We start from the raw sequence: 20,225 nt of genomic DNA on the forward strand, positions 1-20,225 counted from the left end.
TGAGAAGCTGTTTTTTGAATTTGTTTCTTGTGACTCGGAGCTGAACGTCAGGCTCACAATCTCTCTTCTTTAATCTCCTTGTTCTACTTGCGATAGTTGCTGAACGAATTGCCATGTTTCCCCGTTATCAGTTGAACGGAAGAGGCAGGCAAACATTTTCCCTGCATCGATTGGTCCTTTTTTCAACAAATAAAATTTTGTCTCTAACGTATTCGCGCTTATTTGAGTAACTTCATTTGGTGATTGAAAAAGATCTATCCCCCCTGTCTGATAGTTTTCTGGAATCGACAGAACTGATTCTTTGAATGAGCGTCCTCCGTTATTTGTATAAAACAAACTTTCACGTGTCGAAACAAAACCTAAAGAAGTTGTAACGAAGCTGACATTTTGTACTGGCTGATTGATCATTGTACTTCCACTTTTTATCCAAGTGATTCCGCCATCCATAGTAGTGTAAATGTACAAAGTTTCTGCAGACATCCCACTGGCTGATGTACAGATAAATAGACCATCGTTGCCATAAAATACCGCTTTTCGATAACGTATCGGCTGAACTGATTGGGTGATAATAGACGTTTGCCATGTTTTACCATTATCTCTTGAAGTCAGCAGACGTACATCATCCCCAGAAGAATAGATAAACCATGAGAAGTCGGCGGAAATATCATATGTGTTGTCCATCCAATAACCTTCAGGAATCAGCCCCGTTGTCAGGGTGTATTCGCCAAAACGCAACCATTGCGAATCAATCGGCACAAATACCCAATTAGCACCACTATCTGTTGTCATATAGAGAGAGTGCGTCTCTGTATCAAGTTTGAGATCATTTATCTTTTGTGTTGTCAAATTTACCTTTTGCTTAGGATCAGCTAACAACCCTTCATTTGTCTTTTGTATATGCGTATCGTTAGTTGAGTTCATTGTCATGTGAGAAGCAGCATTTATATGAGAAGACATTTTTGGCTGAGTGTATCTCCCATAATAGATTGTTCCAGCTAAAAGAATGAGGAAAAAACCAGTGACTAATGTACTCATCTTAGTTGTCAGGTATCCACCAGGCGAAGACTGGCTTTTTTCCCATCTGGGTTCGTTTTCTAGTAAAAAAATATGGAATGTGTTCATTCCGAATTTTGATTTGCTTTCGCCTAAGTAGACAGGTAAATCATCAAGTGATCTCAGCAATAACTGGCAATCACTTTTTTGTATCCTAAAAGCTTGACTCGTCGAAGTCTTCTCAAAATAAAGATAGTCATCATCTTGAGAAGTTGGTTTATTATGTAAAAACTGTTGTGCTCTTTGACTAAGCCATTGATCGAAATGACGCGACAATTGATGGTAACGGAGCCAAATAAGTAGAAGAAAAACAATAAGCACAACAATTGTTATTCCGCCAACTCCCCACGAAAAGTGATACAAATTATTTAATTTTTGCATCCCTTCAGCTGAACGGACTACTGCACTCATATGGCGATATAGGAACGATACAGCTCCGAAAAAAAGCAAACCAGAGAAAAATACTAAGCTTAAAAGCTTGAACATTATTCTTTTCGCTCTTTTTTTCGCTTTCTCGATAATTTTTTGTTTAGCTGATAATACTTCGATAATAAATAGTTCTTGATCCATTTGTCTCTCCTTTTCTCATACTTCATTCATTATGCGTCAAAATCCATACAATCACTAGTCCCCCTAATAAAAAATTTATGAATTTGGTATGTACTCTTAATTTCAGGTAGTTTATACATCAAAAAATACTAAGATTAATAGACAAAAATTTGATGATTACAGAGATCTCTTACAAGACCATTCAGAAGAAAAAGACATTGAACGTGTTTGAGAACATGAAAATCAAAACCTTTTTGATCAATCAATTAATCAATTTGAAATAACAAAAAATCTGAGACAGAATGAAGTTCATTCTGGCCCAGATTTGATTTTGCACAACTCATCAGTCCTTATTGACAAAGAGCCAATTAATTAGCAACGATATTGACTAACTTGTTTGGTACCGCAATAACTTTTCTGACTGTTTTGCCTTCAATATATTCTTGCACTATTTCATTGGCTAATGCTGCTTTTTCTAGCTCATCTTTTCCTAAGTCTCGGGGAACATTGCTTTTCGCACGAACTTTACCGTTTACTTGGAAAACAACTTCTACTTCGTCTTCAACAAGTGCTGCTTCATCGTATGTTGGCCATGGTGCGTAAGAAATACCACCATCATTTCCAAGGATTGCCCATAGTTCTTCACCCATGTGAGGAGCAATCGGTGCGAGTAGTTGAACAAATCCTTCGATATATTCATAAGGCAGAGCGTCCACTTTATAGGCTTCATTGATAAAGACCATCAATTGGGAGATTGCTGTATTGAAATGAAGATTTTCATAGTCTTCTGTCACTTTTTTCACTGTTTGATGATACACTTTATCAAGCTTGCCATCATTCAATGTAGTGATACGGTCACGCATTTTATTGTTCTCATCAACGATCAAACGCCATACACGATCCAAGAATTTACGGCTTCCTTCTAAGCCATTTTCGCTCCAAGCAATCGAAGCATCTAATGGCCCCATGAACATTTCGTACATGCGCAGTGTATCTGCACCGTAAGTTTCGACCACATCATCAGGGTTGACTACATTACCACGAGATTTTGACATTTTTTCGTTGTTTTCGCCTAAGATCATTCCTTGATTGTATAGTTTTTGGAATGGTTCTTTTGTAGGAACAACACCGATATCGTATAAGAATTTATGCCAGAATCGTGCATATAGTAAATGAAGTACCGCATGTTCTGCTCCACCAATGTAGATGTCAACTGGTAGCCAACGCTTCAACTTTTCATAATCTGCTAATTCTTTTTTGTTATGAGGGTCGATATAACGCAGGTAATACCATGAGCTTCCTGCCCATTGTGGCATTGTATTCGTTTCGCGACGGCCTTTTTTACCTGTTACAGGATCAACGACATTGACCCACTCCTCGATATTTGCTAATGGAGATTCTCCAGTACCGCTTGGCTTGATGTTTTTTGTCTTAGGCAACCGTAATGGTAGCTCTTCTTCTGGGACAGCTGTGACTGTTCCGTCCTCCCAATGGATGATTGGGATTGGTTCACCCCAGTAACGTTGACGGGAGAATAGCCAGTCACGTAAGCGATAGCTGACTTCTTTTTTCCCTACGCCATTTTCTTCTAGCCATTCATTCATTTTATCGATTGCTTCTTGTTTGTTCATGCCGTCTAGAAATTCAGAGTTGATGTGCGTACCATCTTCTGTGTAAGCAGCTTTTTCAACATCTCCACCTTCGATAACTGGAAGAATTTCTAGTCCGAAAGTTTGAGCGAATTCAAAGTCACGTTCATCATGTGCCGGAACAGCCATGATGGCTCCTGTGCCGTATGAAGATAATACATAATCGGCGATCCAGATTGGGATTTCCTTGCCATTAACTGGATTGATTGCATAAGCACCAGTAAATACTCCTGTTTTTTCTTTTGCAAGATCTGTTCTCTTTAGATCTGATTTTTTAGCTGTCTCTTCGATATAAGCTTCTACAGCAGCTTTTTGTTCAGGGGTCGTAATTTCTCTAACAAGATCTAGTTCAGGTGCAAGAACCGAGTAAGTTGCACCGAATAGAGTATCTGGTCGTGTCGTAAATACGGTATAGGATTTATCCGTACCAGCCACTTTAAATTCAATATTTGCTCCTACTGAACGACCGATCCAATTTCTTTGCATTTCTTTAATGCTTTCTGGCCAGTCAACTAATTCTAGATCATCCAATAAGCGATCAGCATAAGCAGTGATTTTCAGCATCCATTGGCGCATTGGTTTTCTGACTACATCATAGCCACCACGTTCACTTTTCCCATCGATCACTTCTTCATTTGAAATAACTGTTCCTAATTCAGGTACCCAGTTTACCGCTACTTCTGCTTCATAAGCTAGACCTTTTTCATAAAGCTTCGTAAAGATCCATTGTGTCCATTTATAATACTCCGGATCAGTTGTATTCACTTCGCGATTCCAGTCATAACTAAATCCTAAAGAATTGATTTGGCGTCGGAATGTTTCGATATTTTTTTGGGTAAACTCAGCCGGATCGTTTCCTGTATCTAGCGCATATTGTTCAGCAGGCAGACCGAATGCATCCCACCCCATTGGATGCAGTACGTTGTATCCTTGACTTCTTTTCACACGTGAAAGGATATCCGTTGCCGTATAACCTTCAGGATGCCCTACATGTAGCCCTTGACCGGATGGATAGGGAAACATATCCAGTGCGTAAAATTTTGGCTTTTCAGGATCATCATGGGTGTTGAAAGTATTCGTTTTTGCCCAGTATTTTTGCCATTTTTTCTCAATTTCTTTATGATTGTAACTCATTTGCTGTCCTCCTGTTCTATTGAAAACACTTGTTTCTATTATAAATATAACGAAAAAACCGGCAGAATCTGTTTATTTTTATTTCCTTTTGCTTTGTTTTCTCAAACTTCACAAAAGAAATAAAAAAATCCTATAAAAAGATTGCTCTTTTTATAGGACGTAATCTACGCGGTACCACCTAATTTTACCTTAGTGAAAAGGCCTCGAACGTTGTAACGGCCGTCACCGCCACTTGCTTACTCGGGTATTCAGCAAGGGCAACTCAAAGGCGAGTTCAAAAGCATCCGTGCACATTCTCACCAGCCATGCGCTCTCTGAAACTTCAGTCTTTTTACTACTTCCTTTTCAAGTGTTGTCATATTTAAGTAGCCTTATAGTAACAAATATTTTTGTGGAATTCAATCGTTATTTCTTCGAACAGCTATTTTATTTAGCTACAATCAACGTTTGACCTGGATAAATAAAGTTGTTCTTAATATTGTTCCATTCGATTAGTTGAGCCATTGTAATTCCATGACTGTCAGCAACACTCCAAACAGATTCTCCAGATTTCACAGTATAGGTTTTCGAACCAGTAACTGATTGTTGGTTTGTTGATTGAGATGAACCTTTCTTCACAATCACTTGCTGTCCTGGATAGATGAAATTATTTTTGATATTATTCCATTCGATTAACTGATCCATCGTGATATGATGTTTGTTCGCTACGCTCCAAACTGACTCGCCCGCTTTCACGGTATACATCGTATTACCAGTGGATGATGTACTTGTCGTAGCAGACGTATTCGGTGTATTTGGTTTCGCTGCAGAAGTAGTTGAACCTGTATTTGTATTTGCCGAAGTTCCACCTTTAACGATCAATTGCTGTCCTGGATAAATGAAGTTGTTTTTGATATTATTCCATTCGATTAACTGATCCATCGTGATGCCGTTTTTATTTGCCACGCTCCAAACAGATTCACCTGCTTTCACGGTATAAGTGCCTTGAGACGAACTGCTGCCAGTATTAACTGAACTGCTGTTATTTGTATTGGTTGACGAACCTGTATTACCTGACGTGCTGTTTGTTGATCCACTGTTTGAAACAGTCAGTTGTTGTCCTGGGTAGATAAAGTTATTTTGGATATTGTTCCATTGGATTAGCTGAGCCATCGTAATTCCGTATTTATTTGAGACGCTCCAAACAGAGTCTCCGGCTTTAACTGTATATTTCGTTCCTGAAGCTGTATTAGAAGAACTTGAGCTGGACGAACTAGAGCCACTTGTATTCCCAGTATTTGAGCCAGTATTTGCTCCAGCATTAGAAGAACCGCCATTTGATACGATTAGCTGTTGTCCTGGATAAACGAAATTGTTCTTGATATTGTTCCATTCAATCAATTGAGCCATCGTAATTCCGTGATCATTTGAGATCTTCCAAACAGAATCACCAGATTGAACAGTGTATTTCGCACCAGTTGTTTGTCCTCCGTTTGATGTACCAGCATTTCCTGAAGAATTGGTATTGTTACCGGAATTATTCGTCGAAGAGCCATTTTCCTGGCTACCTTTGATTGTCAGTTTTTGTCCTGGATAAATGAAATTGTTTTGGATGTTGTTCCATTGGATCAATTGATCCATTGTGATACCGAATTTATTTGAGATTCCCCAAACAGAATCACCAGATTGGACAGTATAAGTGGTCGAAGTTGCTGAACCTGAGTTTGTATTACCAGAATTGCTTGAACCGCCAGTACTACCTGTACTTCCAGTATTATTGCCACCTGTAGTCGCTCCACCGCCTGCGTTTCCGCTAGCTGGTGTATCATATTGGGTCAATCCGTAAGTTGCGATGATATTATTTAATTTGCCTGCGTAACCAGGATCAGTTGCATAACGCCCTGTCAAACAAGCTGTCGCATCTGTATAGGATTTCGTGTTGCTCTTCCAAGTACCGGCATAGTAATAACCGTTGCCAAATGAAGTATTTCTAAGTACATAGGCATTGTCATTGAAAGATTCAGCAAAAGAAGGATATTGTCGGAAAGGCTCCTTTTTATTTACCCATTGATTATTTAAAAATTCAAGCGTATCCATGTAGACGGTTTGTCCTTGATAGCTGCCTTTTATCCCAAAAAGATTATAATAAGGTGCTTGAGATAACGCACTACTGCCCCAACCGCTTTCTACAACTGCTTGTGCGATCATCACTGATGCATATAGATCGTTGGCTTGAGCGATTGGTTGAGCATAAGTAGCAATTTCTGTGATAAATGCCGCTGTATTGATTCTTGCGCCGAACTGAACAGGTGTTTCATCCGCTTGAACAGGAACCGGCTGTACTAATGGGGCAGCGACAGAACAGCCTACCATCGCAGTTCCCACGATTGCTGCCCCTCGTTTTGCTTTTCGAAAACGTTTGGTCTGTTCTAAACGTCTCCGTTCTTTTCTTGCAATGTTTTCCATCTTCTATCCTCCAACTTCAATTTATCTATTATTAATAATTATAACTTCTCTTAATATTTATTAAAAGTTATTTAAGAGCTTTGTTGTTTTTTGTAATCATATTGTAATTTACCGTAATGAACAACTTCTGTTCATTTTCAAGTTCTTCCTACGTCTACGTTCTTGTTTAAAAGGATTTCGAAAAACACTGATTTTATTTCCCTAACATTTCATTTGCATTACCAAAAAATGTCTTTCCGATTACAGTTATTTTTTTTATAAGAATATTGGTTATTCAAAGAGGAATCATACATTGGTTTTATCTCTTTACCGTTTTTTTCGCTGGACCAAAAATGCTATAATAAGTCATTGCTTCAAAGGAGGAATTGTATGAAATATAAAACATCATTTCAGGTGGCTGGTAGCTTCTTTCTTGTCCTGTTTTTCATTTTGGGCTGGATCGTAAAGTTCCATCTGTCGTGGCTTTCTGGTTTCGATCAGTGGTTTACAGGCATTGTCAGAGCTTCTTATCCTGATCTGAACAGCTACCAACTCTTTATGACTAAATTCGGTAATCCTCTTACCGTCATCATTTTATTTGCTTGTGCGGCTTTATGGATGTGGTATAAGAAAAAAAGGGCAGAAACATTTTGGTTCGTTTCTGGATTTATTGTAATTGCTGGAATCATCAACCCGGTGATCAAACTATTTTTCATGCGAGAGCGTCCTTCATTGGTGCACTTAGTAGTTGAAACAAGTTACAGTTTCCCTAGTGGACATGCAGCAGGCAGTATGATTCTTTACGGTTCTTTACTATTTCTGCTTCCAGCTTTTGTTCAAAAAAGAACCTTACGCACATTGCTTCAATTGCTGATGGTGTTTATTATAGTAAGTGTCGGGATAAGCCGCATTTATCTGGGCGTTCATTTTCCTACTGATATCATCGGCGGCTACTTACTCAGTCTTTCTTGGCTGTGCCTGACTTATCCAGTGTATAGAGAAAAAAGAAAACAAATAGATAACTCTTACAGAAAGAAGGACTTTTAATGACTTTTCCTTATTCAGAAGGAAATAAAAGATATCATTCTTGGAATTACGCTTTACGAAATGAGTTTGGCGGGAAAATTTTCAAGGTGCCTATCGATGGAGGGTTCGACTGCCCGAATCGAGATGGGACTGTTGCCCATGGCGGATGTACTTTTTGCAGTGTATCTGGTTCGGGTGACATGATCGTTGCACCTGAAGACCCTCTTCCAATCCAATTCCAGAAAGAAATCGACATGATGCATCAAAAATGGCCTCATGTCCAACAATACATCGTTTATTTCCAAAATTTTACAAACACCCATGCGCCAGTTGAAATAATCAAAGAACGATTTGAGCAAGTAGTCAATTTACCAGGTGTCGTAGGATTATCAGTCGGTACACGACCGGATTGTCTGCCAGATGAAGTAGTTGATTACCTTGCTGAACTGAACGAGCGGATGTATTTATGGGTAGAACTTGGATTGCAAACAACTTTTGAAGAAACTTCAAAACTGATCAACCGAGCACATGATTATCAAACTTATTTAGATGGCGTGGCTAAATTACGCAAACATAATATCCGTGTTTGTACGCATTTGATCAACGGATTACCAGGCGAAAGTTTAGAAATGATGAAAGAAAATGTCAGACGCACCATTTTAGATTCAGATATCCAAGGAATCAAGCTCCATTTGATGCATCTGATGCGCAAAACGAGAATGTTGCGGGACTATCATGAAGGTCGCCTTCAATTAATGAGCCGTCCTGACTATGTCAATGTCATTTGCGACCAGCTGGAAATGATACCAAAAGAGATCATCATCCATCGTTTGACAGGGGATGCGCCGTGGGATTCCTTGATTGGACCAATGTGGAGCTTGAAAAAATGGGAAGTCTTGAATGCAATTGATGAAGAACTTCTTCGCAGAGATAGCTTCCAAGGAAAATATGATGTACGGAAAAAGGTGAGCGTCTGATGTTGCAAACTGCTTTGCATTTCAGCCATACATTACTGCAAGAAATCTTGCAACCAGGGGATCACGTCGTAGATGCAACGATGGGCAATGGCCACGATACGGTTTTTCTAGCAGAACACATCGGAAAAACTGGTCATGTCTATAGTTTCGATATCCAGCAACAAGCAATCGATGCTACTCGTGAAAGGCTAGAACAGCGTCAGTTAGAAGAACGTGTCTCATTGTTTCTACAAGGCCACGAAACGTTAGGAGAAGTGATAGCTGAACAACAAAATCTCAAAGCAGGGATTTTCAATCTAGGGTATCTCCCAAAAAGTGATAAAGCAATCATCACTATGCCAGAGACTACACGCACAGCTATGGAAGAAATATTGAAACGACTTGTGCCTCGCGGACGATTGATCCTTGTCGTCTACTATGGTCATGAAGGTGGAGAAAAAGAACTGGATATGGTTGATTCTTTTTGTTCCAAACTGCCACAGGAAACATATAATGTGCTGAATTATCGGTTTATCAACCAAAAGAACCAGCCGCCTATTTTATATTGTATTGAGAAAAAAAGATAAATAAAAAACGCAAAACATAAATGATATGTTTTGCGTTTTTTTCTCTAATACTCAGGTTAAGGCGTTGATTTCATAACCTCTTTATTCACGGTGCTCAAAAGCTTGCATCTGCGGTAATAAGTCCAACCAAATCAAAAACATGAGAAGCTGTTTTTGATTGGCTGTTCTTATTACTTGATGCAGGACAGCTTTTTCACAACCTCTTTATTCAAATACAAATTGATTATGATAAAGTTCCGCATAAAATCCATTTTCTGCTAATAACTCGTGATGACTGCCTTCTTCAATGACTTCCCCATCACGCAAGACAACGATTCTATCTGCATTCAAGATTGTTTTCAGCCGGTGAGCAATCACAAAGCTGGTTCTTCCTTTGATTGCTTCATCCATTGCTTTTTGGATCCTTGCTTCTGTTACCGTGTCTACATTACTTGTTGCTTCATCCAAAATCAATAAAGATGGATTTGTGATGATCGTTCGAGCAATACTGATCAACTGCTTTTGACCTGTACTGAATAAGTTATTTTCTTCGGATATCTCTGTATCATAACCTTTTTCTAACGTCATGATGAAGTCATGAATATTCGCTTGTTTTGCTGCATTGATGACTTCTTCATCTGAAGCGTCCGGTTTGCCGAATGTGATATTGTCTTTGATCGTTCCGGAGAACAATACAGATTCTTGCAAAACGATTCCTACATGTCTACGTAATGCATCAAGATCATAATCTCGGATATCTATTCCATCGATGACTACTGAACCATCATTGACATCGTAAAAACGGTTTAGCAGATTCATGATCGTCGTTTTCCCCGATCCTGTTGGACCAACAAGAGCAACCATTTCTCCTTTGTCCACATTGATCGAGACATCTTTCAAGACTAGTTTTTCTGGAGAATAACCAAAATCTACGTGCTGCAACGCAAGACCTTTTTCAACACCATCAAATGCTTTACCGTTTTCTGGTTTGACTTCATCTTTTTCATCAAACATTTCATTCAATCGTCTTGCCCCTGTAATCGCTAATTGGATCATGCTGTATCCAGATGAAATCTGCATCAGTGGTTGGTAATATTGTTGTGAATACTGGACGAATGTCACAACTAAGCCTAATGCCACCGAACGTTCCAAATCACCATTTAATGCTAACCAGCCGCCGAAAAAGATAACTATCGCTGTATTGACCAGTGACATTCCTTGCATCATCGGAAATAGTAGACCAGAATAAGCTTGTCCTTTGAAGGTTGCTTCGCGAACACTTTGATTATGCTCTAAGAATCCTTCAATCGTTTCTTCTTGTAAGCCATTTGTGATGATGACACGTTGTCCGCTGATTTTTTCATCCATATAACCATTTAGTTTCCCCACTTCATCTTGCTGAAGATCCACATATTTCCGTGCTTTGCGGATAATCAAGACAGCTATCAAAACGGCTACTGGAGTGGAAGCAATTGTAGCCCAAGCTAACTCTACATTTTGGCGGAACATCATGATCAAGATCCCGACAAGTAAAACAGCATTCGTGATGACTTGAAGCAAAGCTTGGTTCAAACTATTTTGAATATTATCTAAGTCACTGGTAAAACGACTTAAAATTTCACCGTCTTGATGAGAATCAAAGAAACGGATCGTCAATTTTTCCAATTTGTTGAATAGACCGATACGCATTCGGTTCGTTGACTTCCCTACTACTTGTGTGAACAAAATACTATAGATAAAGTTGGCTGCACTAGCTAGTACATAAAACAGCAAGAGTTTCCATATTACAGAAACAAATTTGCTTTTATCGTCTACGCCTTGCATCAAGCCTCCTACGTAATTAGCTAATTCTTGAAAAGCTTCCCCGATGTATTGAGGTGCCTTTACTTGTAGATAGGTAGCAATGATCACTGTGATAAAGATAAAGAAAAAGGAGAGTTTGTACCGCTTCAAATAGTGATAGAAAAATTTACTTGCTTTTATTAGATCAGTCATACTTACTCCTCCGTTCCTTTTTGAGTTTCAAAGATTTCCTGATAGACACGGTTTCCAGCTACCAATTCCTCATGGGTTCCTTCGCCGACTAATCTGCCTTCATCCAATACTAAGATGCGGTCTGCTTTGACAACAGAAGCAATTTTTTGTGCGATGACAATCGTCGTTGTTCCCTTCAAATCTCGATCGAGTGCTTCTCGGACCAGCTTTTCAGAGCGAGCATCCAGTGCACTCGTACTGTCATCTAGGATCAAGATCTTTGGATTACCGATAACGCCACGAGTAATGGATAAACGTTGCTTTTGACCACCAGAAAAGTTACTGCTACGTTCTTCTACTGGTGCTTCGTAACGATCAGATAACTTTTCGATGAATTCTTTTGCTTGAGCAATAGAAGAAGCATGTTCCATCTCTTTTTCTGTTGCATTCTTTTTCCCTTGACGCAAGTTTTGAGCAATCGTTCCTGAGAATAAAATTGCTTTTTGCAAAACAAAGGAAACCGTTTGTCTTAAACTCTTTTCATTTACTTGACGAAGATCTACACCACCTACTTCAACTTTGCCTTCTGTCGGATCAAATAGACGAGGGATCAATTGTGCTAGTGTTGACTTCCCGGCACCAGTCGCCCCGACGATACCAACCATTTCTCCAGGTTTGATAGAAAAGCTGATATCTTTAAGCGTATCTGTATCCTCACCAGGATAACGAAAAGAAACATGGTCAAAAGTGACAGAACCCGTCAACTCTTGTTCTGGAACGTCTAAATAAGTAAGATCTGGTTCAGCATCTAAAATTTCCGCAATCCGCTTCAGCGATACCGCTGCTCTTGAAGTCATCATCATCATCATTCCGCCAATAATGATTGCCATCATAATCTGCATCAAGTAGTTCATGAATGAAGCAATTCCACCAATTAACGTAGGATCATCTTTAACAAGATCGCTCACAAAAAAGATCGCCCCAACAACAGCCAAATTGGCAGCCAACATGAAGGACGGGATCATCACAGAAAATAATGTACCGACTATGATGTTGTGTTTTGTTAAGTCCTCACTTACTTTGCTGAATGTCTTCAATTGGTTTTCTTCCTGTACAAAAGATTTCACCACACGAATCCCTAGTAAGTTTTCTTTTGCAATGCTATTCACACGATCAATCAGTTTTTGAATGATCATGAAGTGCTTGCCCATCCTTGTAAATGAAAGTGCCGTAATCAGAAATACCGTAACGATAAGCGCTACGATGATCCACCATAATTGCGGCATCGTGATCATAGCTAAAATGAAGGCACCAATAAATAAGAATGGAATTCGAAAAAGTGATTGCAAAGAAATCATCACTAAATTTTGGATTTGCGTGATATCATTTGTTAGACGAACAACAAGATTTCCAGCAGAGAACTGTTCGATATTTCCAAATGAAAATGTCTGGATCTTTCGAAATGCTTCTTCTCGGATATCTGCACTTACGCCTTGAGCTACTTTTGCAGAGAAAATCGTGTTCGTTACACCTGCGGCTAATCCTAGCAAAGCCAGACTGATCAGGTAAATACCAATTGTTTTCATTTCATCATTATCTTCTGTAATAATAGCTTCCAATACTTGCTGTAGTAACTTAGGTTGCCATAATGCTGCTGCAACCATGACTGCTACGGACAGCAAGGAAATAAAAACAGCTACTTTATATTTTTTCGCATGTCGTAAGATTAATTTCATTCGTTGATTACACCCCTTTGTTTAAATTGACAGGACTAATTTAACACTGTAAAATTAGACCGACTAACAATTTACCATGTTTAAAAAGATAATGCAATACACGAGGTTGATAAAATGGAAATAAAGCTTTCTCAAGCAATCATCATTCAGGCCGCCTTTGATATCCTGGCTGAAACACAAGCTCTTTCGCAGCTTTCCATGCGAAACATCGCAAACAGAATTCATGTTCAAGCACCTGCTTTATATTGGTATTTCAAAAACAAACAACAGCTCTTGCAGAAAATGGCTGAAACAATGGAAGATGAATTAGCGCTTCCAGATCCAACTTTGCCTTGGAATGAACAGTTGCTGCAGTATATGGAAAATTACTATGACCTTTACACACGTTTCCCTTGTGGGGCAGAATTAGAAATCAATACTGTGCCCGCTTTTCCGAGTCGATTAGAACATTTGGAGCAAATGATCCAATTACTTGTTCGTGAAGGATTTTCAGTCACCCAAAGTCATCAGGCCATTGCCTCTCTCCACAATTTATTGATTGGACAGTTAATGGATCAGCAGCATGAACAGCAGCTTCGACAAAAGATTATGGACGGAAATGAATTTTTGAAAGAAACAGTTCTATTTATGCGTAATTATGTAGTTGAAAATCAATTAGAGGGATTTAAAGAAAGTATGCAGTCCCATGCAGAATTGAATGAAAAAGCACTCTTTCTAACGAGTGCACAAACCTATATTGAAGGCTTATGCCAACAAAATAAAAGAAGAGAAAACGAGCAGTAAAAAAGCTCCTATAGAGATCACTATGTTTGTGATCTCTATAGGAGCTATCTTTTTAAGACTCTTTTTTTATTTTTCTTCCATTAGCCACGCCAATGCACGTTGAATCCATTGGTCCCAGAAGATCCAGTTATGATCGCCAGGTCCTTGTTCAAAGGTGACCGCCAAGCCTTGTTCCTGCATAGCAGATACCATTTCCTGATTTGCCTGATAAAGAAAATCAGATTCCCCACAAGCCATATAAAATCTTGGAACTGGTTTTCCGCTTTTTACTAGTTCTTTCAATAAGTATTGCGGATCATTTTTTGAACCTTCGATTTGATCCAATGGTCCAAAGATCCCTTCCCAAAAAGCTGCTTTACGAACCATCAAAAGATCATCCATTCGATTTCCTACAGAAACAGCGCCTGAAAGAGAGATTACTGCTGCGAAATTTTCTGATTTTGCAAGGCCTAGTTTTAACGCGCCATATCCGCCCATCGATAATCCAGCGGCATATGTTTTTTCTCTTTTTCTTGTTAATTGCGGGAATAATTCATGACAAATCTCAGGTAGCTCTTCTGCAATGAATGTCCAATACTTCATGTCATAAACTGTATCTGTGTACCAGCCAAGATCAGTAGATGGCATTATGACAGCTAATCCGTAGTCTGCTACATAACGTTCAATCGACGTACGTCTTTCCCATACACTATGATTGCCACCCATTCCATGAAGTAAATATAAAACAGGTATATCCGTTGTCTCTTGCTCTGAACTGGTGCCAATCACCTTTTTTGTTGTTTGCGGTAGTATCACATTTAGATTGACTTCCATTTCTAACACATTCGAATAAATATTTGCTTGAATAAATGCCATATTTTCGCCTTCCTTAGTAAGAAGTTATTTTTGAATAACTTTAAATTTGAATGATTCGGCTACGTACATATCTTAACCGAAACTACTGTTTTATTTTACCACTTTTTTCATGAACGAAAAGCGTTAAGACCAAAGCAATGATCACGAGTAACAAGCCAACTAGATAAACGGAATGTAACCCATCATAAAGAATTTTTCTTAATGGTAACAAAATATCCGCATCAATATATTTAGCCGTTTGTGGATTCACCAGTTTATTCATGATATCTGCATCATTTGTTAAATTTGCTGCTGCAAGTTCTCGTTTAGTTACCCCATTTATCAATAAACCAAAAATAGAAACCATGACTGTTTGACCAATTGTTCGAACTAACGTATTAAAAGAAGTTGCTACACCAAGCTGGTCACGAGATACACTATTTTGTGCACTGACAGTCGAGGTAGTCATGGTCACACCTAAGCCTATACCGATGACCGTTGATATAGCAAAAAACCATAAATAGTTACTTCTGAAAGGCATAAGATACAACCAAGCGCCCCCAATAGCTGCGATTAGTAGTCCAATTCTCAAGACCCAATGAGTTTTCATTTGAGTCATCCACTTGCTTGCAAGGAAAGAACCGACCATCCAGACTAGTGATAATGGTGCTAATACCAACCCACCAATTGCTGCATTCAGTCCTAATACACCTTGCATCCACATAGGAATATAAACATCGATTCCCATCAAAAAACCACTAGCCAATGCTGCAGCCAAGTTTACCACAACAAATAGTGGATTTTTGAATAAATGCATCATGATGACAGGATCTTTAGCTCTTTTTTCAGCAAAAATAAAAACACCCAACAGTACGATACTGCCTAGCAACAAAGCAGAAACAAGCGGACTCATTCCCTCGTCTCCTAATAATTGGAACCCTAACAGCAATGAGACCAGCATAGCCATCAAACTAAAACTACCAAAAATATCCATTGGTTTAGACTCATGTATGATTTTTGGTTCATTTAAATATAGCCAAATCAAAATAATTAATAGAATACCGATCGGCACATTGATAAAAAAGATCCAGTGCCAGCTGATCGTTTCAACGATGAATCCTCCCGCAAGCGGTCCAAAAACACTGGCAATCCCCCAGGCTGAACTATTCAAACCTAAAACTTTTGCTCGCTTTTCAATAGAATAAAGATCGCCGATGATCGTCAAAGCTACTGGCATCATTGCCCCAGCACCCATCCCTTGAATCGCACGAGCAGCAATCAACCCAATCATGCTTTGAGATAAACCGCAAAATAACGAACCGATAATAAACAATAATGTCCCAAAAATAAAGATTGGTTTCCGTCCCACTTTATCCGCAAGTTTTCCGTAAATCGGAGTAAGCATAGCGTTTGTCAGCAAATAAATCGAAAATACCCAGTTCATGATTTCCATTCCATGTAATGAACCGACAATCGTTGGCATAGCGGTTGTTACGATTGTTCCTTCAATAGCCGTCATGAACGTTGCAATGAAAATACTCACTGTGACTAAAGTAACATTTGTTTCTTTTTTCATCTTATTCCTCCCTTTCATTATGACAGGATCTAAAAATAGATAAATAATTACTATCTTTTTCAAGAGGTTAACTGCCATAAAAAAAGCTGGAACAACCACCACTTGGCGATCGTTCCAGCTGAATATAACTTATTTTGCTAAACTTGCTTTCAACGCATCTACTTTGTCCGTATGTTCCCAAGGCAAATCTACATCTGTACGACCAAAATGACCGTAAGCAGCTGTTTGTTTGTAAATCGGACGACGCAAATCAAGCATCTCGATGATTCCTGCTGGCCGAAGATCGAAGTTTTCTCTCACTGCAGCAATCAGTTCTTCTTCCGGAACCGTTCCAGTACCGAAAGTATTGATTGAGATCGAAACAGGTTGAGCAACACCAATCGCATAAGCTAGCTGTACTTCTGCTTTGCGAGCAAGCCCTGCTGCAACAATGTTTTTAGCAATATAACGTGCAGCATAGCTGGCAGAACGGTCAACTTTTGTCGCATCTTTACCAGAAAAAGCACCGCCACCATGACGAGCATAACCGCCATACGTATCAACAATGATTTTTCTTCCTGTTAATCCGGCATCCCCTTGAGGACCACCAATGACAAATCGGCCAGTCGGATTGATATAATATTTCGTTTGATCATCTAATAATTCAGCTGGAATAACTTCCTTCACTACTTTTTCGATGACATCATGACGAATTGTTTCATTATCTACTGCATCATCATGCTGTGTTGAAATAACGATTGTATCTACGCGTTCCGGTTGTCCTTGATCATCATATTCAACCGTTACTTGAGATTTTGCATCTGGACGTAAATACGTTAATTCATTTGATTTACGCAAATCTGCCAAGCGGCGTACCAGACGATGACTCAAAGCGATTGGTAAAGGCATCAATTCTGGTGTTTCATCTACAGCAAACCCAAACATTAAACCTTGGTCACCAGCACCAATCTCATCTAATACGTCTTTTTTATCTTCATCCCGGATCTCAAGTGCTTCATCAACTCCTTGAGCAATATCAGGAGATTGTTCATCAATCGCAACCAATACAGCTGCTGTATCTCCATCAAATCCGAATTTTGCACGTGTATAACCAATTTCTTTTATTGTTTCCCGTACGACTTTTTGAATATCTACATATGCCGTCGTAGATATTTCTCCAAATACTAAAACAAGACCAGTTGTTACAGACGTTTCACACGCTACTCGTGCTGTTGGATCTTGTTTTAAAATTGCATCCAAGATTGCATCACTGATTTGGTCAGCAATTTTATCTGGATGTCCTTCAGAAACAGATTCTGATGTAAATAAGTGTCTTTCTACCATTATAATGATTCCCCCTAGTTAAATTCGGTTACAAGGCATCTCCGTCCTGCGGATCCTTTCGGGAACTTGCAACGAACCAAGTATAGCAGATAAAACAGTTTTCTGCTCGTATTTTTTCATTTTTTTGCTTAAAAAATATAAAAATATTTTACATTAGAACTGTCCAAAAAAGCTTAGCACAATCATCCATAAAGATAACTCTGCTAAGCTTTTTAAAATCATTCTTTCAGATAAAAAGAAAAAGATACTCAAAAAGTATCTTCCATGACCCGTACGGGATTCGAACCCGTGTTACCGCCGTGAAAGGGCGGTGTCTTAACCGCTTGACCAACGGGCCAATAAAATAAATGGGCCTAAATGGACTCGAACCATCGACCTCACGCTTATCAGGCGTGCGCTCTAACCAGCTGAGCTATAGGCCCATAAAAACTAAAAGCGGGTGACGAGAATCGAACTCGCGACAACAGCTTGGAAGGCTGTGGTTTTACCACTAAACTACACCCGCATGGCGGTTCCGACGGGAATCGAACCCGCGATCTCCTGCGTGACAGGCAGGCATGTTAACCCCTACACCACGGAACCAATGTTTTTAGTTTTTAATTGCGGGAGCAGGATTTGAACCTACGACCTTCGGGTTATGAGCCCGACGAGCTACCAGACTGCTCCATCCCGCGATAATATGAAAAAGGAGGATAAGGGATTCGAACCCTTGCACGGTTTTACCCGCCTGACGGTTTTCAAGACCGTTCCCTTCAGCCGGACTTGGGTAATCCTCCATGTAAAACTATATTAAATTAATGACCCGTACGGGATTCGAACCCGTGTTACCGCCGTGAAAGGGCGGTGTCTTAACCGCTTGACCAACGGGCCAGGTAAAACAAAATATTGAAACGGAGAAGGAGGGATTTGAACCCTCGCGCCGGTTTCCCGACCTACACCCTTAGCAGGGGCGCCTCTTCAGCCACTTGAGTACTTCCCCAAAACCAATAAGATTTTGTACTAATGGGCCTAAATGGACTCGAACCATCGACCTCACGCTTATCAGGCGTGCGCTCTAACCAGCTGAGCTATAGGCCCATAAAAACTAAAAGCGGGTGACGAGAATCGAACTCGCGACAACAGCTTGGAAGGCTGTGGTTTTACCACTAAACTACACCCGCATAATGGCGCGGGACAGAATCGAACTGCCGACACATGGAGCTTCAATCCATTGCTCTACCAACTGAGCTACCGAGCCAAACGGTTCCGACGGGAATCGAACCCGCGATCTCCTGCGTGACAGGCAGGCATGTTAACCCCTACACCACGGAACCAGTGTTTTTAGTTTTTAATTGCGGGAGCAGGATTTGAACCTACGACCTTCGGGTTATGAGCCCGACGAGCTACCAGACTGCTCCATCCCGCGATAATATGAAAAAGGAGGATAAGGGATTCGAACCCTTGCACGGTTTTACCCGCCTGACGGTTTTCAAGACCGTTCCCTTCAGCCGGACTTGGGTAATCCTCCATATGAAACTTACAACGCCACAATGGACCTTGTAGGACTCGAACCTACGACCGGACGGTTATGAGCCGTCTGCTCTAACCAACTGAGCTAAAGGTCCAGGCTCTTAAAAATCGCGGCGGAGGGGATCGAACCCCCGACCTCCCGGGTATGAACCGGACGCTCTAGCCAGCTGAGCTACACCGCGAAAAAGATATTCATTATTTAAATGAAATGGAGCCTAGCGGGATCGAACCGCTGACCTCCTGCGTGCAAAGCAGGCGCTCTCCCAGCTGAGCTAAGGCCCCGTGTTTAAATTTATAATTATCGGGAAGACAGGATTCGAACCTGCGACCCCTTGGTCCCAAACCAAGTGCTCTACCAAGCTGAGCTACTTCCCGTTTAATTAACGCGCCCAAGAGGAGTCGAACCCCTAACCTTTTGATCCGTAGTCAAACACTCTATCCAGTTGAGCTATGGGCGCATATTTGAAATGCCGAGGACCGGAATCGAACCGGTACGGTGATCACTCACCGCAGGATTTTAAGTCCTGTGCGTCTGCCAGTTCCGCCACCCCGGCGCGATTGCTTTGGCAAAGCGGAAAACGGGGTTCGAACCCGCGACCCCCACCTTGGCAAGGTGGTGCTCTACCACTGAGCTATTTCCGCGTGTTTAAAGATGCCGGCTAAAGGACTTGAACCCTCGACCCTCTGATTACAAATCAGATGCTCTACCAACTGAGCTAAGCCGGCATGTAAAACTTAAATTATGCGGGTGAAGGGACTTGAACCCCCACGCCGTAAGGCGCTAGATCCTAAATCTAGTGCGTCTGCCAATTCCGCCACACCCGCAAAAATATGAGCCGTACAGGGCTCGAACCTGTGACCCTCTGATTAAAAGTCAGATGCTCTACCAACTGAGCTAACGGCTCATATGGAGGTTAACGGGATCGAACCGCTGACCCTCTGCTTGTAAGGCAGATGCTCTCCCAGCTGAGCTAAACCTCCATGGATAACTTAAGCGTGGCGACGTCCTACTCTCACAAGGGGCAACCCCTCACTACAATCGGCGCTAAGAAGCTTAACTTCTGTGTTCGGCATGGTTACAGGTGTATCCTTCTCGCTATCGCCACCACACTGTGGTGTTATCTTTTATTGAG

The 20,225-nt window shown here is 40.4% G+C and carries 12 protein-coding genes, 25 tRNA genes, 1 rRNA gene, 1 riboswitch and 1 other annotated feature; of the genes, 4 read left to right on the forward strand and 34 right to left on the reverse strand.

The window, feature by feature from the left end; genetic code table 11:
• Positions 1-69: 69 nt before the first annotated feature.
• The 3 genes from IGL31_RS12075 to IGL31_RS12085 all read right to left on the reverse strand — a co-directional run bounded on the left by IGL31_RS12075 (position 70) and on the right by IGL31_RS12085 (position 6,830).
• Entirely contained in the window at positions 70-1,623 is a 1,554-nt protein-coding gene (locus IGL31_RS12075) for a WD40/YVTN/BNR-like repeat-containing protein (RefSeq protein WP_002324598.1), read from the reverse strand.
• 347 nt (positions 1,624-1,970) lie between these two features.
• On the reverse strand, positions 1,971-4,385 hold the full coding sequence (leuS, locus tag IGL31_RS12080) for a leucine--tRNA ligase (protein ID WP_002285916.1): 2,415 nt from the start codon (positions 4,383-4,385) through the stop codon (positions 1,971-1,973).
• 150 nt (positions 4,386-4,535) lie between these two features.
• Positions 4,536-4,742: a binding site (T-box leader), on the reverse strand.
• A 69-nt stretch (positions 4,743-4,811) separates the two neighbouring features.
• Positions 4,812-6,830 (reverse strand): LysM peptidoglycan-binding domain-containing protein, encoded by a 2,019-nt coding sequence (locus tag IGL31_RS12085; RefSeq protein WP_002307949.1) that lies wholly within the window; start codon positions 6,828-6,830, stop codon positions 4,812-4,814.
• A gap of 369 nt (positions 6,831-7,199) precedes the next feature.
• Here IGL31_RS12085 and IGL31_RS12090 point away from each other — a divergent pair, with 369 nt between their 5' ends.
• Genes IGL31_RS12090 through IGL31_RS12100 form a run of 3 tightly spaced genes read left to right on the forward strand, consistent with a single transcriptional unit; the run spans position 7,200 to position 9,378 of the window.
• Complete coding sequence (locus tag IGL31_RS12090; protein ID WP_010727302.1) at positions 7,200-7,856, forward strand: phosphatase PAP2 family protein; 657 nt, start codon at positions 7,200-7,202, stop codon at positions 7,854-7,856.
• A complete protein-coding gene (locus tag IGL31_RS12095) occupies positions 7,856-8,812 on the forward strand; it encodes a TIGR01212 family radical SAM protein (protein WP_002285909.1) in 957 nt (318 codons plus the stop codon). Before IGL31_RS12090 ends, IGL31_RS12095 begins: the two co-directional genes overlap by 1 nt.
• Positions 8,812-9,378, forward strand: coding sequence for a class I SAM-dependent methyltransferase (locus tag IGL31_RS12100; protein ID WP_002285906.1), 567 nt, complete (start codon positions 8,812-8,814; stop codon positions 9,376-9,378). The genes IGL31_RS12095 and IGL31_RS12100 overlap by 1 nt, the downstream gene beginning before the upstream one ends.
• Positions 9,379-9,582: 204 nt before the next feature.
• On the opposite strand, the gene IGL31_RS12105 is transcribed toward IGL31_RS12100, so the two are convergent.
• The gene (locus IGL31_RS12105; RefSeq protein WP_002318388.1) at positions 9,583-11,352 is read right to left on the reverse strand and encodes an ABC transporter ATP-binding protein; all 1,770 of its coding nucleotides are present in this window, start codon (positions 11,350-11,352) and stop codon (positions 9,583-9,585) included.
• A gap of 2 nt (positions 11,353-11,354) precedes the next feature.
• Positions 11,355-13,067, reverse strand: a complete 1,713-nt coding sequence (locus IGL31_RS12110; protein WP_002374141.1) for an ABC transporter ATP-binding protein — start codon at positions 13,065-13,067, stop codon at positions 11,355-11,357.
• 114 nt (positions 13,068-13,181) lie between these two features.
• On the opposite strand from IGL31_RS12110, the gene IGL31_RS12115 reads away from it, so the two are divergent.
• Positions 13,182-13,850, forward strand: a complete 669-nt coding sequence (locus IGL31_RS12115; protein WP_002299075.1) for a TetR family transcriptional regulator — start codon at positions 13,182-13,184, stop codon at positions 13,848-13,850.
• Between the two features lie 66 nt (positions 13,851-13,916).
• On the opposite strand, the gene IGL31_RS12120 is transcribed toward IGL31_RS12115, so the two are convergent.
• The 29 genes from IGL31_RS12120 to rrf all read right to left on the reverse strand — a co-directional run bounded on the left by IGL31_RS12120 (position 13,917) and on the right by rrf (position 20,202).
• Entirely contained in the window at positions 13,917-14,705 is a 789-nt protein-coding gene (locus tag IGL31_RS12120; RefSeq protein ID WP_002299077.1) for an alpha/beta hydrolase, read from the reverse strand.
• An 82-nt stretch (positions 14,706-14,787) separates the two neighbouring features.
• On the reverse strand, positions 14,788-16,260 hold the full coding sequence (locus IGL31_RS12125) for an MDR family MFS transporter (protein WP_002318392.1): 1,473 nt from the start codon (positions 16,258-16,260) through the stop codon (positions 14,788-14,790).
• A 129-nt stretch (positions 16,261-16,389) separates the two neighbouring features.
• The gene (metK, locus tag IGL31_RS12130; RefSeq protein ID WP_002289731.1) at positions 16,390-17,583 is read right to left on the reverse strand and encodes a methionine adenosyltransferase; all 1,194 of its coding nucleotides are present in this window, start codon (positions 17,581-17,583) and stop codon (positions 16,390-16,392) included.
• Positions 17,581-17,660: riboswitch (SMK box riboswitch) on the reverse strand. Its footprint overlaps the gene before it by 3 nt.
• A 188-nt stretch (positions 17,661-17,848) precedes the next feature.
• A tRNA-Glu gene (locus IGL31_RS12135) sits at positions 17,849-17,920 on the reverse strand.
• A gap of 11 nt (positions 17,921-17,931) precedes the next feature.
• Positions 17,932-18,005 (reverse strand) — tRNA-Ile (locus IGL31_RS12140).
• A 12-nt stretch (positions 18,006-18,017) separates the two neighbouring features.
• Positions 18,018-18,088, reverse strand: a tRNA-Gly gene (locus tag IGL31_RS12145).
• 1 nt (position 18,089) lies between these two features.
• Positions 18,090-18,165, reverse strand: a tRNA-Asp gene (locus tag IGL31_RS12150).
• Between the two features lie 18 nt (positions 18,166-18,183).
• A tRNA-Met gene (locus IGL31_RS12155) sits at positions 18,184-18,257 on the reverse strand.
• Positions 18,258-18,269: 12 nt separating this feature from the next.
• Positions 18,270-18,359, reverse strand: a tRNA-Ser gene (locus IGL31_RS12160).
• Between the two features lie 22 nt (positions 18,360-18,381).
• A tRNA-Glu gene (locus tag IGL31_RS12165) sits at positions 18,382-18,453 on the reverse strand.
• A 21-nt stretch (positions 18,454-18,474) separates the two neighbouring features.
• Positions 18,475-18,562 (reverse strand) — tRNA-Ser (locus IGL31_RS12170).
• Between the two features lie 24 nt (positions 18,563-18,586).
• Positions 18,587-18,660, reverse strand: a tRNA-Ile gene (locus tag IGL31_RS12175).
• A 12-nt stretch (positions 18,661-18,672) separates the two neighbouring features.
• A tRNA-Gly gene (locus IGL31_RS12180) sits at positions 18,673-18,743 on the reverse strand.
• Between the two features lie 4 nt (positions 18,744-18,747).
• Positions 18,748-18,820: transfer RNA gene (locus IGL31_RS12185), tRNA-Phe, on the reverse strand.
• Positions 18,821-18,823: 3 nt separating this feature from the next.
• Positions 18,824-18,896: transfer RNA gene (locus tag IGL31_RS12190), tRNA-Asp, on the reverse strand.
• Positions 18,897-18,914: 18 nt separating this feature from the next.
• Positions 18,915-18,988, reverse strand: a tRNA-Met gene (locus tag IGL31_RS12195).
• Between the two features lie 12 nt (positions 18,989-19,000).
• A tRNA-Ser gene (locus tag IGL31_RS12200) sits at positions 19,001-19,090 on the reverse strand.
• Positions 19,091-19,113: 23 nt separating this feature from the next.
• A tRNA-Ile gene (locus IGL31_RS12205) sits at positions 19,114-19,187 on the reverse strand.
• Positions 19,188-19,200: 13 nt separating this feature from the next.
• Positions 19,201-19,274 (reverse strand) — tRNA-Met (locus tag IGL31_RS12210).
• A 27-nt stretch (positions 19,275-19,301) separates the two neighbouring features.
• Positions 19,302-19,374: transfer RNA gene (locus tag IGL31_RS12215), tRNA-Ala, on the reverse strand.
• A gap of 19 nt (positions 19,375-19,393) precedes the next feature.
• A tRNA-Pro gene (locus IGL31_RS12220) sits at positions 19,394-19,467 on the reverse strand.
• Positions 19,468-19,476: 9 nt separating this feature from the next.
• Positions 19,477-19,550, reverse strand: a tRNA-Arg gene (locus IGL31_RS12225).
• 10 nt (positions 19,551-19,560) lie between these two features.
• A tRNA-Leu gene (locus tag IGL31_RS12230) sits at positions 19,561-19,646 on the reverse strand.
• Positions 19,647-19,662: 16 nt separating this feature from the next.
• A tRNA-Gly gene (locus IGL31_RS12235) sits at positions 19,663-19,734 on the reverse strand.
• Positions 19,735-19,745: 11 nt separating this feature from the next.
• A tRNA-Thr gene (locus tag IGL31_RS12240) sits at positions 19,746-19,818 on the reverse strand.
• A 17-nt stretch (positions 19,819-19,835) separates the two neighbouring features.
• Positions 19,836-19,917: transfer RNA gene (locus IGL31_RS12245), tRNA-Leu, on the reverse strand.
• A 7-nt stretch (positions 19,918-19,924) separates the two neighbouring features.
• Positions 19,925-19,997: transfer RNA gene (locus IGL31_RS12250), tRNA-Lys, on the reverse strand.
• Positions 19,998-20,000: 3 nt separating this feature from the next.
• Positions 20,001-20,073: transfer RNA gene (locus IGL31_RS12255), tRNA-Val, on the reverse strand.
• A 13-nt stretch (positions 20,074-20,086) separates the two neighbouring features.
• Positions 20,087-20,202, reverse strand: a 5S ribosomal RNA gene (rrf, locus tag IGL31_RS12260).
• Positions 20,203-20,225: the final 23 nt, after the last annotated feature.

The sequence above is a fragment of the Enterococcus sp. MSG3290 genome (assembly GCF_050555565.1).
In the GTDB taxonomy this organism is placed as follows: Bacteria; Bacillota; Bacilli; order Lactobacillales; family Enterococcaceae; genus Enterococcus_B; species Enterococcus_B faecium.